Genomic DNA, 16,579 nt, shown 5'->3' with positions numbered 1-16,579 from the left:
TAACAGAAAGGCCGTCTGAAAACTTTTCAGACGGCCTTCGATTTAATTCAGCTTAAGATTATTTATCGCGGCTGAATACGATTTTGGTAGCTTGGATAGCAACGCAGACAGCACCACCGATAAAGATCAAGTCAGCAGCAGTACGAACCCAACGCAGGGTATCCAGAATTTCCATTTGCAGGAATTCTTCACTACGTGCATACCACAGACCATGAGTGATAGAAGCGTAAGCTTGAATCACGCCGACCGGCAACAGGCTGATAGCAATCATACCCACCAGGCCGCCGTTCAACAGCCAGAATGCCCAAGTCATCAGTTTGTCGTCAAATTGAGCATTAGGTTTCAGGTAACGTGCAACCAGCAATACGAAGCCCAGAGCCAAGAAACCGTACACACCGAACAGAGCCGCGTGAGCATGAACTGCAGTAGTGTTCAGACCTTGGATGTAGAACAGAGAAATCGGCGGGTTAATCAAGAAGCCGAATACGCCGGCACCAATCATGTTCCAGAAGGCAACTGCTACGAAGCACATCAGAGGCCAACGCAGACGTTTCGCCCAGTCGGACAGGTGTTGGTAAGACCAGTGTTCATAAGCTTCACGACCCAGCAGAATTAAAGGCACAACTTCCAAAGCGGAGAAACATGCACCGATTGCCATAGAGGCAGAGGTAGAACCAGAGAAGTACAAGTGGTGTAATGTACCTGGAATACCGCCCAACATGAAGATGGCAGCAGCAGCCAAAGTAGAAGCAGTGGCAGTACTACGGCGGACAAAGCCCATGTTATAGAAGATGAATGCGAAAGCGGCAGTAGCGAACACTTCGAAGAAACCTTCTACCCACAAGTGAACCACCCACCAACGCCAGTATTCCATCACAGCGATTGGAGATTTTTCACCGTAGAACAGACCAGGAGCATAGAACACACCCACACCAACCATAGAAGCTACGAAGATAGCCAACAGGTTTTTGTCTGTACCTTTTTCTTTAAAGGCAGAAATGGTGCAACGCAGCATCAGGAACAGCCACAACAGCAAGCCGACCATCAGCAGAAGTTGCCAGAAGCGACCCAAATCCAAGTATTCGTAACCTTGGTGACCGAACCAGAAGTTCAGCTCAGGCGGAATGATGTGGGTCAAAGCAAAGAAGTTACCTGCATAAGAACCGCCGACTACGATGAACAGGGCGATGTACAGGAAGTTCACACCGGCACGTTGGAATTTAGGATCTTTACCGCCGTTCACAATCGGAGCCAAGAACAGACCTGCTGTCAGGAAGCCGGTTGCAATCCAGAAAATAGCGGATTGGATGTGCCAAGTACGGGTCAGCGCATATGGGAACCAGTCGGCCATTTCAAAGCCCAAGGCGGTATCGATACCGTAGAAGCCTTGACCTTCGACAGTATAGTGAGCGGTCAAACCACCCAACAGTACTTGTACGACAAACAGCGCAACAGTCAGGAATACATATTTGCCCAACGCTTTTTGAGAAGGAGTCAGTTGTACTTTAGAGATAGGATCTTCAGTAGGTACTTCAACCTCTTCATGTTTGGTCAAGAAAGAGTAACCCCACATCAGCAAGCCGATACCCATCAGCAACAATACCACGCTGGTGAAGGACCACATGTAGTTTTCAGTAGTCGGTACGTTCTTGATCAAAGGCTCGTGCGGCCAGTTGTTGGTGTAAGTGAAGTTCTCATCAGGACGGTTAGCCGAAGCAGACCAAGAAGTCCAGAAGAAGAAGTTGAACAGTTTTTCACGCGCTTCTTGGCTTGGCAATGTGTTGTTTTTCATTGCAAAGTGTTCGCGAGTGGTTTGGAACTTAGGATCGTCGCTGTACACACCGTGATAGTAAGGCAGAATACTTTCGATCGCTTTCACGCGGGTATCGCTGATAACGACAGAACCGTCTTCCTTAATACGGCTTTGGTTGCGGTATTCGTCAGCCAAACGGGTTTTCAGAACAGCTTGTTCCTCAGGAGAAACTTCGTCAAATTTTTTGCCGTAAGTTTCTTGCGCAGTCAGATCCAACCATGCAACCAGCTCGCGGTGCAGCCAGTCGGCAGTCCAGTCCGGAGCTTGGTATGCACCGTGACCCAATACAGAGCCAACTTCCATACCGCCGGTAGTTTGCCATGCAGATTGACCTGCCAAAATATCGTCTTTGGTCATCAGGACTTTGCCGGATGCAGAAACGACTTGTTCAGGGTATGGCGGAGCCTTTTTATAGACCTCGCTACCCATATAACCAAGAATGGTAAAGCATACTGCCAGTACGGCAAACAGCAAGTACCAAAGCTTCTTGTACTGTCCCATTTTGAGTACTCCTTGATTTTGGTAAAAAGTGGTTGGGTATTAATTCATCAAATATGAATGTTAAAGATTGTATCACGGTTTTAAAAGTAAAGAAATATTTTGTCAATAATATTCCTTTAAAACCATTAACTTACATGATATTGATTCCTATTATCCTATATAACTCCTCCTTTGTTATATTTTGTGTTAAGCCTGCACTAACATTTTCACACAAAAATAAACTTTTCGGTTTAGTTTTTTATACTACTAAAGGAGTATTTAGGGATTAAAAGATTCATATTCATTGAACAATTTGATTTATGTCAAAATATACCCAAACAAGCGCCTACATAATCATACAAAATTTCAAACCATCCTATCAGGATACTTAACTTTTCTTACAATAAGGAAACTTTAAACATGAAACGCCAAACCTTAGCTGCACTTATCGCTTCTGTATTTGCACTGGCCGCATGCGGCGAACAAGCTGCTAAACCAGCTGAAACTCCGGCTGCCACCGCTTCTGCCGAAGCTCCTGCTGCTGCTTCTGACTCACAAGCTGCTGCCGAGACTCCTTCTTCAGAATTGCCTGTAGTCGATGCCATCATGACTCACGCTCCGGAAGTTCCACCTGCAATCGATCGCGATCATCCGGCTAAAGTACGCGTTAAAATGGAAACCGTCGAAAAAACCATGACTATGGAAGACGGTGTTGAATACCACTACTGGACATTCAACGGCGACGTTCCGGGCCAAATGATCCGTGTACGCGAAGGCGATACCGTAGAAGTAGAATTCTCTAACAATCCTTCTTCTACCGTTCCTCACAACGTTGACTTCCACGCTGCTACCGGTCAAGGCGGTGGTGCAGAAGCTTCTTTCACTGCCCCAGGCCACACTTCTACTTTCAGCTTTAAAGCTCTGCAAGCCGGTTTGTACATTTACCACTGTGCCGTTGCTCCTGTAGGTATGCACATCGCCAACGGTATGTACGGTTTGATCTTGGTTGAACCTAAAGAAGGCCTGCCTAAAGTAGATAAAGAGTTCTACATCGTACAAGGCGACTTCTATACTAAAGGTAAAAAAGGCGCTCAAGGTCTGCAACCTTTCGACATGGATAAAGCCATTGCCGAACAACCTGAATACGTTGTATTCAACGGTCACGTAGGCTCTATCGCCGGTGACAACGCCCTGAAAGCCAAAGCTGGTGAAACTGTTCGTATGTACGTTGGTAACGGTGGTCCTAACTTGGTATCTTCTTTCCACGTTATCGGCGAAATCTTCGACAAAGTATATGTTGAAGGTGGTAAACTGATTAACGAAAACGTACAAAGCACTGTGATTCCTGCCGGTGGCGCCGCCATGATCGAATTCAAAGTCGATATTCCAGGCAGCTACACTATAGTTGACCACTCTATCTTCCGTGCGTTCAACAAAGGTGCTTTGGGTCAATTGAAAGTTGAGGGTAACGAAAACCCTGAAATCATGACCAAAAAACTGAGCGACACCGCTTACCAACCTGCCGGTGCTGCCGCTTCTGCCCCAGCCGCTGCGTCTGCCGCACCTGCTGCTTCTGAAGCCGCTAAATAATCCCTCGGTTTAATACGCCAAGCCACTGCTACTCTTCTCTTAGAGTCGCAGTGGCTTCCATCACAATTAATCTTCCTATTCAATCAGACAGATTGATTTTTCAGACGGCCTTGTTATGATTAGGCTATCTTAAAAATAAATTTTCTGTTTCAATCGATAATAAGGGCGTACCATGAAACTCATACGACTCCTCCTCTTAGGCAGTGCCTTAATCTGCGGCAATACATTTGCAGCCGAAATGGTAAAAATCGAAGGAGGCAGCTATCGCCCTCTCTATCTTAAAAAAGAGACTTCCCTTATTAAAGTCAAGCCCTTCCAACTTGATAAATATCCTGTAACCAATGCCGAATTCGCCGAATTTTTGAAAACACATCCACAATGGCAAAAAGACAAAATCAGCTCTAAACAAGCTGAAAAAGCTTACCTGAAACATTGGGTAAAAAACGGCAGCAACAGTTATGCGCCTAAAGCCAGCGAACTCAAACATCCGGTAACCAATGTTTCATGGTTTGCCGCCAATGCCTACTGCGTTTCCAAAGGCAAACGCCTGCCGACTATTGACGAGTGGGAATTTGCAGGCTTGGCCTCTGCCACTCAAAAAGACGGCTCTGCCGAACCCGGCTACAACCGCACCATCTTGGATTGGTATGCAGACGGCGGCCGCAACGGCCTGCACGACATCGGTAAAAACAAACCCAACTACTGGGGCGTATACGATATGCACGGCCTGATTTGGGAATGGACTGAAGACTTCAACAGCAGCCAACTCTCTGCCGGCTCGTCCAACACACAAATGTTCTGTAGCGGCGCATCCGTAGGCTCAAGCGACCCGTCCAACTATGCGGCATTCTTACGCTACGGCATCCGCACCAGCCTACAGTCCAAATATGTTTTAAATAACTTGGGCTTCCGCTGTGCGAGCAAATAAAGTTTAGTTTTTTATCACCAAAGCAGCTTTGGCGGTACTGAAAGGTATCGCCGCTTTTTTTGGCCGTCTGAAAAGATATGGCGCACAAAGACAAATTGTGGCATAATCCGCCCGTCTTTCTAAAAAGGCACTTAGGAGTTTGCTTAGGTCGTTTGGCTTGGCAAACTTGTCCGAACCTGAAAAGGTTCTTTTATTTTCGGAGTTATCCATCATGGCATTGACCGTAGAACAAAAAGCACAAATTGTTAAAGATTTCCAACGCAAAGAAGGCGATACCGGCTCTTCTGAAGTACAAGTCGCTCTGTTGACTTTCCGCATCAACGACCTGACTCCTCACTTCAAAGCCAACCCTAAAGACCACCACAGCCGTCGCGGCCTGTTGAAAATGGTTAGCCAACGTCGTCGCCTATTGTCTTACCTGCGTCGTACTCAGCCTGATACTTACCGTACACTGATTACCCGCCTGGGTCTGCGTAAATAATTTATGCTTAAATCAACACCGCCTTCGGGCGGTGTTTTTTATTAACATACCGATGCCGTCTGAAACACAGGCCCACGCTCTGTGTTATACTTCCACACGCTTAAGCAGCAAGGCTTAAACTTCCAATCACTCCTTAAAGCTCCCATCAAAGCGAGAATCTGAATTGTCTGTTCATTCCATGTTGCACTCAGGAAAATTTTGGCTGAAATCCCTGGTTTTCAGCATTGCCGTGCTTTTATGCCTCGCGGCGGTATTGAGTGCCTTAATGTTCCGCATATTCAATACAGAAAACATCGACGCATTCATACAGAAAAACTTTTCTGCCCATGGCTGCCAAGTCAAATACAACGCCAATATCAGCAGAAAATGGCTACCGCGCCCTACGCTGATTTTAAAAGACCTCAGCCTTTCCTCTTCCGAACCTGACACGCCGACGCTGAACATCGCTGAGTCCGAAATGGGCTTTGGTTGGAGCAGCCTATGGTCGGATGCGCCCATACTTGAGAAATGGATTCTTTTAAACCCGACACTGACACTGGACTCAAAACACCATCTGCCCGCCTGCCTGCAACAAGACCCATCGTCAAAAGAAAGTTTTCAGCTCAACCGCATCATCATCAATAACGGCAGCATCCGTTACCACAATAAAGAACAAGATATTGCCTTAAACGATCTGCAATTTTCCCTGCGCAGAGCCGATTCAGACGGCCGTCCATTCGATATCAGCGGCACACTGCAAAACATAGGCAACCCCATCAGTTGGCAAGGGGCCGGCCATCTTGTACAAGATGATGCCGGCTGGAGCGTTCCCGCCCTCAAATTAAACCTGCAAACCGTATTACTCAAAAACAAGCTGGATGCCCAAATCGCAGGCAGCCTTAATTGGCAAAACCAAACCGCCCTTTTCCGCGACTTCAATCTGCAAGCTGAAAGCGGCTATCAAAACTTGCATATCAACGCACGCTCGCCCCTCTTGCAGTTTAAAAACGGCTATTTGCACCTCAACACACTCAACGGCGCATTGACCGCCGGCAGTGAAAACAACCAATGGGACGGTTCATTCAAACTGGACAAAGCCAACCTCTACGCAACCGTTTTGACCGCCGCCAATTTTGAACTCAAAGGCAGCCATAAAAACGACCGACTCCAAACCAACTTTACCTTTTCCAGCCCATTGGTTTGGCAAAAAGGCAAAGGCATTGATGCGCCCAAACTGCACCTCAGCACCCTGCAAGACACCATCAACCGCCTTCCCCGCCCCCGATTCATCAGTACACTCGAAGGACAGGCCAATTTCAGCCTCAATACATGGGAAGGCCGTCTGAAAGGCGCATTTGACAGACAAGCCCTCGCCTTGGCCTTTAAATACCAACGCGATGCCCAGCCGCGCCCGCACCTTGACGCCGGTATCGCCTTACAAAAACTCAATCTGACCCCTTACTTGGAAGATCTGAAAACCCAGCCATCACTGAATCTTCCTTCCCTGCTGGCCAAATCCTGGTTGCCCGACATTGAGGCCAACCTCCAAATCGGCAGCATTCAAACTGCCGGTCTGCAATTAGAAAACATCGAATCCCTGCTCACCGCCGATAAAGAACATATAGCCCTACACCGTTTCAAAGCCGGGCTTTATGGCGGCAAAACCGAGGGAGGCCTGAGTATTGCGGCAACCCAACCTGCTTCCTACCACCTTCAGCAAAACGCAAAAGGCATACAAATTCAGCCGCTGCTGCAAGACCTGTTCGGTTTCCACAGCTTCAGCGGCAGCGGCGACGCCGTTATCGACATTAAAACTACCGGCAATGACCGTGCCCAAATGATACAAGCCTTAAACGGCAGCCTGCTTCTCGATATTACCAACGGTGCATGGCACGGCATCGATATGGACAGCATTCTGAAAAACGGCATCTCTTCGGAAAAAATCGACAACAGCAACCTCAAAACCCCTTTCCATCATTTCATCCTCAATAGCGAAATCGAGAAAGGCATCAGCCATCATATCAACACCGAACTGTTTTCTGACAGCCTGCACGTTGTCAGCAGCGGCTATACCGATTTAAATACCCAAAAGCTATCGGAAAACCTGCTTATAAGCAACGTACTGCAACCTAAAAACAAACCGATTCCCCTCAAAATCGGCGGTACCGTACAAAACCCTTCCATTACCCTCGATTACAGCCGCTTAACCAATGGCATGAACACACCTGCAGAAAAACAAAAAGCCCTGCAAGAAACCATACAAGAACAATGGAAGTGGCTCAAACCACGCTAAATTTTCAAATTAAAGGCCGTCTGAAACCCAAAAAGTTTCAGACGGCCTTTTAACAGATACATTGTCAGAATAAGATGTTTATTGGGGAATGACCATATACACAATCAGTGCAACAATGATGGCAAACCATATGGCCAACATTATCAAGCCTTTTTTGGAGAGTTTTCTTTTTCTCCAATCGAGCTTCAATATTTCTACCGTACCCTCAAACATAGACCCAATTATTTCCATCAATATTTGAAGTAGAAATTCCAATAAATCCGACATCTACAAACCCAAACGCTCCCAAATCTGATCGATTTTGGCCGTAACGGCAGGGTCTTTTTTGATCACACGCCCCCATTCGCGGTCGGTTTCACCCGGCCATTTGTTGGTCGCATCCAAACCCATTTTGCCGCCGAGTCCGCTGACAGGGCTGGCGAAGTCGAGATAATCGATGGGCGTATTTTCTACCAAAACAGTGTCGCGTACAGGGTCCATGCGCGTGGTGACCGCCCAGATGACTTCTTTCCAGTCGCGCACGTTCACATCGTCATCAACCACGATGATGAATTTGGTGTACATAAATTGGCGCAGGAACGACCAGCAGCCCATCATCACGCGCTTGGCGTGTCCGGCGTACTGTTTTTTCATACTCACCACCGCCATGCGGTAGGAGCAGCCTTCGGGCGGCAGGTAAAAATCAGTGATTTCAGGGAACTGCTTTTGCAAAAGCGGTACGAACACTTCGTTCAATGCCACGCCCAAAACGGCGGGTTCATCGGGCGGTTTACCTGTGTAGGTGGAGTGGTAAATCGGGTTTTCGCGCATGGTGATGCGCTCGACCGTGAACACGGGGAAATGGTCCTGCTCGTTGTAATAGCCCGTGTGGTCGCCGTATGGGCCTTCCAACGCGGTTTCGTTCGGATGGATGACGCCTTCCAGCACGATTTCAGCGCGTGCGGGCACTTGCAAATCATTGCCGATACATTTCACCAGCTCCGTCCGCGAACCGCGCAACAGTCCGGCAAATTGGTATTCGCTCAAGGTATCGGGAACGGGCGTTACCGCGCCCAAAATGGTGGCAGGGTCGCAGCCAAGCACGACGGCGACGGGATACGGCGTATCGGGATTGAGTTTGCGGAATTCCTGATAATCCAACGCGCCGCCGCGATGCGACAGCCAACGCATAATCAGCTTATTTTTGCCGATTAGTTGCTGACGGTAAATACCGAGATTTTGGCGTTTTTTGTTTGGTCCGCGCGTAACGGTCAAGCCCCACGTTACCAGTGGCGCAACGTCTTCCGGCCAGCAATGCTGAATCGGAAGTTTATACAAATCAACGTCCTCACCTTCCCGCACGATTTCCTGACACGGCGCATTTTTCACCACGTTCGGCGCCATGCTCCAAATGTCTTTCAGCAACGGCAGTTTAGAAAATGCGTCTTTGATGCCTTTAGGCGGTTCGGGTTCTTTCAGATACGCCAACGTCTGCCCGATTTCACGCAGCTTGGACACACTGTCCGCACCCATGCCCAGTGCCACGCGTTCGGGCGTGCCGAACAGATTCGCCAAGACGGGATAATCATAACGCGTACCATCAGGCTTAATCGGGTTTTCAAACAACAACGCCGGCCCTTCGGCACGCAGCACGCGGTCGGCGATTTCGGTCATTTCCAAATGCGGCGACACCGGATGCTGAATGCGCTTGAGTTTGCCATCAGCTTCCAATCCGGCGATAAATTCTCGCAGATCTCTGTATTTCATGATTTCATTTTCCTGAACAGTCCGTCTGAAAACAGACTGCCATTTCGGGTTTGAAAGATAAACCAGCGGCTATTGTACCTGCCAAATCTGTTCAAATCCCAACTTTCCACGCCCGAATTTCTAGATTTTTTGCAAACTACCGTCAAATTTAAACAATATCTGCTTGTGATTGCTTTCAGACGGCCTTATCTTTGGTAAAATTCCAACTTAATCCAGTCATCAATCAATATTTATCGTGGGACGGCGGCCATGTTTGCAATTTTAGAATCTTTTTTCGTTGAATACGGCTATGCGGCCGTGTTTTTCGTTTTGGTTATTTGCGGCTTCGGCGTGCCGATTCCTGAAGATTTGACGCTGGTAACCGGCGGTGTGATTTCCGGCCTGGGTTATACCAACTCGCATATTATGTTTGCCGTCGGCATGCTCGGCGTATTGGTAGGCGACGGCTTTATGTTTGCGGCCGGCCGGATTTGGGGACAAAAAATCCTTAAATTCAAACCGATTGCGCGCGTGATGACACCCAAACGCTATGCCCAAGTACAGGAAAAATTCGACAAATACGGCAACTGGGTTTTATTCGTCGCCCGTTTCCTGCCCGGCCTGCGTACTGCCGTTTTCGTGACCGCTGGTATCAGCCGCAAGGTTTCCTACCTACGTTTTATCCTGATGGACGGCTTGGCCGCGCTGATTTCCGTTCCGGTTTGGATTTATCTGGGCGAATACGGCGCACGCAATACCGACTGGCTGATGAAAAAAATGCATAGCCTGCAATCCGGTATCTTTACCGTACTGGGCATCGGCGCAGTCATCGTCGGCTGGATTTGGTGGAGAAAACACCGCCGCCACACCTTCTTCCGTGAAAAATTACACGAAAAACGCGCGGCAAAAGCAAAAAAACAAACCAATCAATAAACCATTCCAGGCCGTCTGAAACACTTCTCCGCTTTCAGACGGCCTCAATCATTCATCAGAAACACCATGAAACAAAAAATCTTCGTCCTCTACACCGGTGGTACCATCGGCATGACCCAAAGCAGCGCCGGTCTGCGTCCCGATACCGCTCTCGTCGATAAAGCCCTCGCCCCCTTTTCAGACGGCCTTGATTTCGAATGGCACGTTTGTCAGCCGCTCATCGATTCTTCCGCGGTAACGCTGCAAAACCAACGCGACTGGCTGGAGCTTATTATCGCCAAACTGCCTGACTATGACGGCATTTTGGTGTTGCACGGCACGGATACCATGGCATACACCGCCAACCTCTTCGCCCTTTCGCTGCAAGGTTTGGACAAACCCGTTATCCTGACCGGCTCGCAATGGCCTTACGATGCCGCCAACAGCGATGCGCCACGCAACCTGGCCACTGCCGTTTCCGCTTTCTCGCTCAAGCTCAAACAAGTGGCGATTGCCTTTGACGGCAAGCTCTTCCCCGCCGTCGGCAGCAGTAAAGTCAGCACCGAGACTGCCGCTGGTTTTGACAACCTGCATTTTGGCGCGCTCGCCGAATGGGAGGAAAACAAAGGTTGGCACAATATCCGTATCGCCCCGACCCAACATTCAAACGACCTCAATCCGCGTCTTCCAAATCCTGAAGCCAAAGTTTCCGTCCGCACGCTGATTCCCGGTTATGCCGCGCAAGAACTTTCAGACGACCTGCCCCACCTTTGCGCCCAAGCCCTGATTCTGCAAAGCTACGGCCACGGCAATGCGCCGAGCAACGATGCGTTTGTCCGAGCTGTCCAAGCCTTTACGCAACAAGGCAAATTGCTGCTCAACATCAGCCAAGTACCGCAAGGTTGCGCCGCTGCCGTCTATGCCCAAGGCGATGCTTTGCGTCAGGCAGGTATCATCAACGGCGGCAAATGCAATCTCGAAACCGCCACTGCGCTGATGACCCTTGCCGTATCCCATGACTGGAATGCGGATAAGGTGCAACAAGAATTGCGACAATTAAATCTGCTGTAAACCGCCATTTAACATGACTTTCACCGACACCCACTGTCATCTTGCCGACCCTAAACTTGCCAACACGCTGCCTGCCGTGCTTGCCGAAGCGCAAGCCGCCGGCGTGGCGCGTTTCATCGTACCGGCTACGTCCCCCAAGGATTGGCACTCCGTTGCGCAGTTGGAAAGGCTGTCTGAAAACATCCATATCGCTTTGGGCATTCATCCGTGGTTTTCAGACGGCCTCAACGAAGCGGCATTCCAAGAGTTAGAGAAAGAATTAATCCGGCATCCGCAAGCATGGGTTGGCGAAATCGGCTTGGATTTTTATGGCAAAGAGCAAACCCAAGCGCAACGCGACACACAAACCGACGTCTTTATCCGCCAACTTATCCTCGCCCAACACCTCAACCGCCGCGTCATCATTCATAATCTGAAAGCCGCCGCCGCCATTGCCGCCGCCGTCAAAACTGCCGGTTTCACGCAAGGCGGTATCGTCCACGCCTTCTCCGGCAGCGTAGAAGAAGCGCGGATTTTGGTGAAACTCGGCTTCAAAATCGGCATAGGCTCGCTGCTGCTCAATCCCAATGCCAAAAAAGTCCGTGCCGCCTTACAAGCCTTAGACGACACGGATTTTGTTCTCGAAACCGACAGCCCCTTTATGCTCGGCCACGAAACCAATACCCCGGCCAACATCCGCCGTATCGCCGAAATTGCCGCCGAACTACGCGGCGTACCGCTGGCACAACTGGCTGAAGCAACCGAGCAAAACGTGGATTCCCTGCTCCATATTTCCCCTTAATATGCCGACCTCAAGGCATCAAAAAGCCTCGCCCGGCCGTTCCGTTTCCAAACGGACACACTCTGCCCTCCCTACCCCATATTCATGAATAAAAAGCGATACAAGGCCGTCTGAAAAAATGTTTTTGGCACAAAATATCGTTCACTCCGTCATCTCGGCTTTTTAACACCGTATTTTCCCTTTGATTGATAAAAAGTATTACGCATATTATTGGGCAAACTTTTTATTTACGTTAAAATGTGCTTTTTTTTGATAATAAGGCCGTCTGAAAAAGACGGAAACTAATTATGGCTGAACAACATACACACGCTTCCACCTGGAAGAGCAAAATCAATGCTCTTGGCCCGGGTATCATGATGGCTTCGGCGGCAGTCGGCGGCTCGCACCTGATTGCCTCCACGCAGGCAGGTGCGCTTTACGGCTGGCAGCTTGCGCTGATCATTATTCTGACCAACCTGTTCAAATACCCGTTTTTCCGCTTCAGCGCACATTACACGCTGGATACGGGCAAAAGCCTGATTGAAGGCTATGCCGAAAAAAGCCGCGTTTATTTGTGGGTATTTTTGATTTTATGTATTGCATCGGCAACGATTAATGCCGGTGCAGTCGCCATCGTTACCGCCGCCATCGTCAAAATGGCGATCCCGTCGCTGACTTTCGATGCCGGCATGGTGTCCGTCATGATTATGGTTTCCTGCCTGCTGATTTTGGCAAGTGGCCGCTATAAAGCATTGGACAACGTTTCCAAAATCATCATCGTCAGCCTGACCATCGCCACCGTCGCCGCAGCAGCCGTGGCCATGTCTCGCGGCATGCAGATGAAACCCGACTTTATCGAGCCTACCCCATGGACGCTGACCGGCTTGGGCTTCTTAATCGCACTGATGGGCTGGATGCCTGCACCGATTGAAATTTCCGCCATCAACTCTTTGTGGGTTACTGAAAAACAACGCATCAACCCTTCCAGCTACCGCGACGGCATTTTTGACTTCAACGTCGGCTACATTACCAGCGCGATTTTGGCGGTCGTTTTCCTCGCCTTGGGTGCATATGTACAATACGGCAACGGCGAGGAAGTGCAAATGGCGGGCGGCAAATATGTTGGCCAACTGATTAATATGTACGCCGTTACCATCGGCGACTGGTCTCGTCCATTAGTGGCATTTATTGCTTTCGCCTGCATGTACGGCACCACCATTACCGTAGTGGACGGCTACGCCCGCGCGATTGCCGAACCGGTACGCCTGCTGCGCGGCAAAGACAAAACCGGCAATGTCGAATTGTTTGCTTGGAACGTCTGGGTTGCAGGCTCAGGCTTGACCGTAATTTTCTGGTTCAACAGCGCGATGGCGGAACTGCTCAAATTCGCCATGATTACCGCCTTCGTTGCCGCCCCAGTGTTCGCTTGGTTGAACTACCGCCTCGTCAAAGGCGACAAACGCCACAAACTGACAATGGGCATGAACTTCCTCGCCATTATCGGTTTGATTTATTTGACCGGCTTTACCGTTTTGTTCCTGCTGAACCAAACAGGCATTTTGGCTGCGCCTAAATAAGCCCATATAAAAAAGGCCGTCTGAAACTTAAAAACAGGTTTCAGACGGCCTTTCCAATCCATCATATCTTTTTGAATTTTCATTCAAACCCATTATAATAACGCCTTATTTCGCCGTTGCAGACCACTCGACGGCATCCGCATTTTGGAAAATTTATGAAGCCGTCTATTTTAGAAAAACTACAACAACTCAGCGACCGACTAGAAGAAGTCACGCATTTGCTCGGACAGCCTGAAGCCACGTCCGACATGGACAACTACCGCAAACTCACACGCGAACACGCCGAATTGACCCCCGTCGTCGAAGTCTTCCAAAACTATCAGCTGGCGCAAAGCGACTTGGCTGATGCCGAAGAAATGCTGTCCGACCCCGAAATGAAAGACTTTGCCGCCGAAGAAATCGAAGCTGCGAAAACCAAAATCGACACGCTCGATACCGAATTGCAAAAACTGCTGCTGCCAAAAGATGCCGATGACGACAAAAACATCTTTATCGAGGTACGCGCCGGTACCGGTGGCGACGAAGCCGCGCTGTTTGCAGGCGATTTGCTGCGTATGTACAGCCGCTACGCCGAGCGCAACCGCTGGCAGGTTGAAATCGTTTCCGCCAACGAAAGCGAATTGGGCGGCTATAAAGAAGTCATCGCCCGCATTATCGGCTTAGGCGCGTACAGCCGTCTGAAATTTGAATCCGGCGGCCACCGCGTGCAACGCGTCCCCGCGACCGAAAGCCAAGGCCGTATCCATACCTCCGCCTGTACCGTCGCCGTCATGCCTGAAGCGGACGAACTCGAAGACATCGAATTGAACCCCGCCGACCTGCGCATCGATACCTTCCGCGCATCCGGCGCAGGCGGTCAGCACATCAACAAAACCGACTCCGCCGTCCGCATTACCCACTTACCGACAGGCATGGTAGTCGAATGCCAAGACGGCCGCAGCCAACACGCGAACAAAGCACAGGCGATGAAAGTCCTCGCCGCCCGCTTAAATGACGCGCAAAAACGCGAAGCCCAAGCCAAAGAAGCCGCCGAACGCAAATCCCTTATCGGCAGCGGCGACCGTAGCGAACGCATCCGCACCTACAACTACCCTCAAGGCCGTGTGACCGACCACCGCATCAACCTTACCCTGCACAAACTGGATTTTGTGATGGACGGTGATTTGGAAGAAATTACCAATGCCCTGATTGCCGAGCATCAAGCCGAGCTTTTGGCGGCAATGGGGGATTGATGAATTTGGTCCATTGCGTTTATACTTTTCAGACGGCCTGATGACATATGTCAATATGACAGTGAATACATTAAAGAAACTTCAATCCTGAAGTATTAAAATGCAGCACCAGCTGCGCCCCAGTAACACCCTTCTACAATTAACGAAAGAGAGGACACAAAATGGCAAAAATCTTAATCGCACCGGTATCTACCGGCCTGAGCGCCGATGCAGCGGCAAAAGCATTTGCAGCGGCATTGAATGCGCAAGTTTTCCAAGCCGTTGACTCCACTACAGAAGCCTTGTTAGCTCAAGGTAAGAGCGACGACTGGTTTGACGCGCTTGTCGGTAAAGTTGCAGCATTGAATGCAGACAATCTCGTTATCGAAGGCATCACTCCTGATGCGGACAAATTGTTCTTGGCAGGAAAAAACGTCGAATTGGCGCTGTCTTTGGATGCAGGCGTTGTGTTGGCGCTGAAATCCGACAACACCGACGCAGCTGCCGTCACCCAGCAATTAAACCTCGCCAAACAGCTCTACACCAACTCCCCGGGCTTATTGGAAGGCTTTATCATTGACGGCGCAGCCGCTACTTTGGGCGCACAAGTTGCCGAGCAAACCGGCCTGACTTTCTTCGGCTCCAGCGACAAACTGCAAGACGTATCCGCTTTGGCCAAACGCGAAGCCAAACGCCTGTCTCCAGCCCAATTCCGCTACAACCTGATCGACTTTGCCCGCAAAGCCGATATGCGCATCGTCCTGCCTGAAGGTGCAGAGCCTCGAACCGTCGCCGCGGCCGCTATCTGTCACGAAAAAGGCATCGCCCGTTGCGTACTGTTGGCTACCCGCGAAGAAGTTGAAGCCGTAGCGAAAGAACGCGGCATCTCCCTGCCTGATTCTTTGGAAATCATCGATCCTGCTTCTTTGGTTGAGCAATACGTCGAGCCAATGTGCGAATTGCGCAAATCCAAAGGCCTGACTCCTGAAGATGCACGCAAACAGCTGCAAGATACCGTCGTACTCGGCACCATGATGATGGCTCAAAACGACGTAGACGGTTTGGTTTCCGGTGCAGTCCACACCACTGCCAACACCATCCGCCCTGCCCTGCAACTGATTAAAACTGCTCCTGGTGCAAGCCTTGTATCCAGCGTATTCTTCATGTTGCTGCCTAACCAAGTATTGGCATTCGGCGACTGCGCGGTTAACCCGAACCCAACGCCTGAACAACTGGCCGACATCGCCATTCAATCTGCCGACAGCGCCAAAGCCTTCGGTATCGATCCCAAAGTGGCCATGATTTCCTACTCCACCATCAACTCAGGCAGCGGCCCTGATGTCGATGCAGTAATCGAAGCAACCAAACTGGCGAACGAAAAACGCCCTGACTTGGCCATCGAAGGCCCGCTGCAATACGATGCGGCTACCGTTCCATCTATCGGCCAATCCAAAGCTCCGGGCAGCGCTGTTGCCGGTCAAGCAACCGTTTTGGTTTTCCCAGACCTCAACACCGGCAACTGTACTTACAAAGCCGTACAACGCAGCGCCAACGTCCTGAGCGTAGGCCCGTTATTGCAAGGTTTGCGCAAACCGGTTAACGACTTGTCCCGCGGCGCATTGATTGAAGACATCGTCTTCACCATCGCCCTGACTGCCGTTCAAGCCAAACAAATGCAAGGCTAATTGACAAGCTGATGCTTTGAAATCAAAGGCCGTCTGAAACCAATGTTTCAGACGGCCTTTCGTATCTTTGCGCC

13 protein-coding genes are annotated in these 16,579 nt (G+C 49.9%); 10 read left to right on the top strand and 3 right to left on the bottom strand.

Features of this window, described 5'->3' with window-relative positions:
• Nucleotides 1-58: 58 nt before the first annotated feature.
• Nucleotides 59-2,314 carry a nitric-oxide reductase large subunit gene (locus tag O3661_RS09410; RefSeq protein WP_049344039.1) on the bottom strand — a complete coding sequence of 752 codons (2,256 nt, stop codon included), beginning with the start codon at nucleotides 2,312-2,314 and terminating at the stop codon, nucleotides 59-61.
• A gap of 399 nt (nucleotides 2,315-2,713) precedes the next feature.
• On the opposite strand from O3661_RS09410, the gene nirK reads away from it, so the two are divergent.
• Together nirK and O3661_RS09400 are read left to right on the top strand one after the other, a co-directional pair.
• Nucleotides 2,714-3,883 (top strand): copper-containing nitrite reductase, encoded by a 1,170-nt coding sequence (gene nirK, locus O3661_RS09405; protein WP_070765114.1) that lies wholly within the window; start codon nucleotides 2,714-2,716, stop codon nucleotides 3,881-3,883.
• Nucleotides 3,884-4,055: 172 nt separating this feature from the next.
• Nucleotides 4,056-4,811, top strand: coding sequence for a formylglycine-generating enzyme family protein (locus tag O3661_RS09400; protein ID WP_003745813.1), 756 nt, complete (start codon nucleotides 4,056-4,058; stop codon nucleotides 4,809-4,811).
• A 3-nt stretch (nucleotides 4,812-4,814) separates the two neighbouring features.
• Here O3661_RS09400 and O3661_RS09395 read toward each other — a convergent pair whose 3' ends face one another.
• Nucleotides 4,815-5,024: a hypothetical protein gene (locus tag O3661_RS09395; protein ID WP_039861972.1), complete on the bottom strand. Its 210-nt coding sequence runs from the start codon at nucleotides 5,022-5,024 to the stop codon at nucleotides 4,815-4,817.
• On the opposite strand from O3661_RS09395, the gene rpsO reads away from it, so the two are divergent.
• Together rpsO and O3661_RS09385 are read left to right on the top strand one after the other, a co-directional pair.
• On the top strand, nucleotides 5,023-5,292 hold the full coding sequence (rpsO, locus tag O3661_RS09390) for a 30S ribosomal protein S15 (protein ID WP_003679932.1): 270 nt from the start codon (nucleotides 5,023-5,025) through the stop codon (nucleotides 5,290-5,292). The genes O3661_RS09395 and rpsO overlap by 2 nt on opposite strands.
• Before the next feature lie 178 nt (nucleotides 5,293-5,470).
• Entirely contained in the window at nucleotides 5,471-7,564 is a 2,094-nt protein-coding gene (locus O3661_RS09385) for an AsmA family protein (RefSeq protein ID WP_070588331.1), read from the top strand.
• A 267-nt stretch (nucleotides 7,565-7,831) separates the two neighbouring features.
• Here the strand turns inward: O3661_RS09385 and ubiD are convergent, their stop codons facing one another.
• Nucleotides 7,832-9,310 (bottom strand): 4-hydroxy-3-polyprenylbenzoate decarboxylase, encoded by a 1,479-nt coding sequence (ubiD, locus tag O3661_RS09380; RefSeq protein ID WP_049344369.1) that lies wholly within the window; start codon nucleotides 9,308-9,310, stop codon nucleotides 7,832-7,834.
• A gap of 249 nt (nucleotides 9,311-9,559) precedes the next feature.
• Between ubiD and O3661_RS09375 the strand changes: the two genes are divergently transcribed.
• From O3661_RS09375 to pta, 6 genes are all read left to right on the top strand, one after another.
• On the top strand, nucleotides 9,560-10,222 hold the full coding sequence (locus O3661_RS09375; protein ID WP_150540528.1) for a DedA family protein: 663 nt from the start codon (nucleotides 9,560-9,562) through the stop codon (nucleotides 10,220-10,222).
• Between the two features lie 66 nt (nucleotides 10,223-10,288).
• The gene (locus tag O3661_RS09370; RefSeq protein WP_049344373.1) at nucleotides 10,289-11,272 is read left to right on the top strand and encodes an asparaginase; all 984 of its coding nucleotides are present in this window, start codon (nucleotides 10,289-10,291) and stop codon (nucleotides 11,270-11,272) included.
• Nucleotides 11,273-11,285: 13 nt separating this feature from the next.
• A complete protein-coding gene (locus O3661_RS09365; protein WP_150540529.1) occupies nucleotides 11,286-12,053 on the top strand; it encodes a TatD family hydrolase in 768 nt (255 codons plus the stop codon).
• 287 nt (nucleotides 12,054-12,340) lie between these two features.
• Nucleotides 12,341-13,609: an NRAMP family divalent metal transporter gene (locus tag O3661_RS09360; protein WP_371493207.1), complete on the top strand. Its 1,269-nt coding sequence runs from the start codon at nucleotides 12,341-12,343 to the stop codon at nucleotides 13,607-13,609.
• Between the two features lie 155 nt (nucleotides 13,610-13,764).
• Nucleotides 13,765-14,841 carry a peptide chain release factor 1 gene (prfA, locus tag O3661_RS09355; RefSeq protein WP_371493206.1) on the top strand — a complete coding sequence of 359 codons (1,077 nt, stop codon included), beginning with the start codon at nucleotides 13,765-13,767 and terminating at the stop codon, nucleotides 14,839-14,841.
• Between the two features lie 161 nt (nucleotides 14,842-15,002).
• A complete protein-coding gene (gene pta, locus O3661_RS09350) occupies nucleotides 15,003-16,505 on the top strand; it encodes a phosphate acetyltransferase (RefSeq protein WP_371493205.1) in 1,503 nt (500 codons plus the stop codon).
• Nucleotides 16,506-16,579: the final 74 nt, after the last annotated feature.

The sequence above is a fragment of the Neisseria sp. 20925_1_37 genome (assembly GCF_041433255.1).
GTDB classification, from domain to species: domain Bacteria; phylum Pseudomonadota; class Gammaproteobacteria; order Burkholderiales; family Neisseriaceae; genus Neisseria; species Neisseria flavescens_D.
Note: the sequence above shows the minus strand (reverse complement) of the source record. Positions and strands in the feature narration are given on the sequence as shown.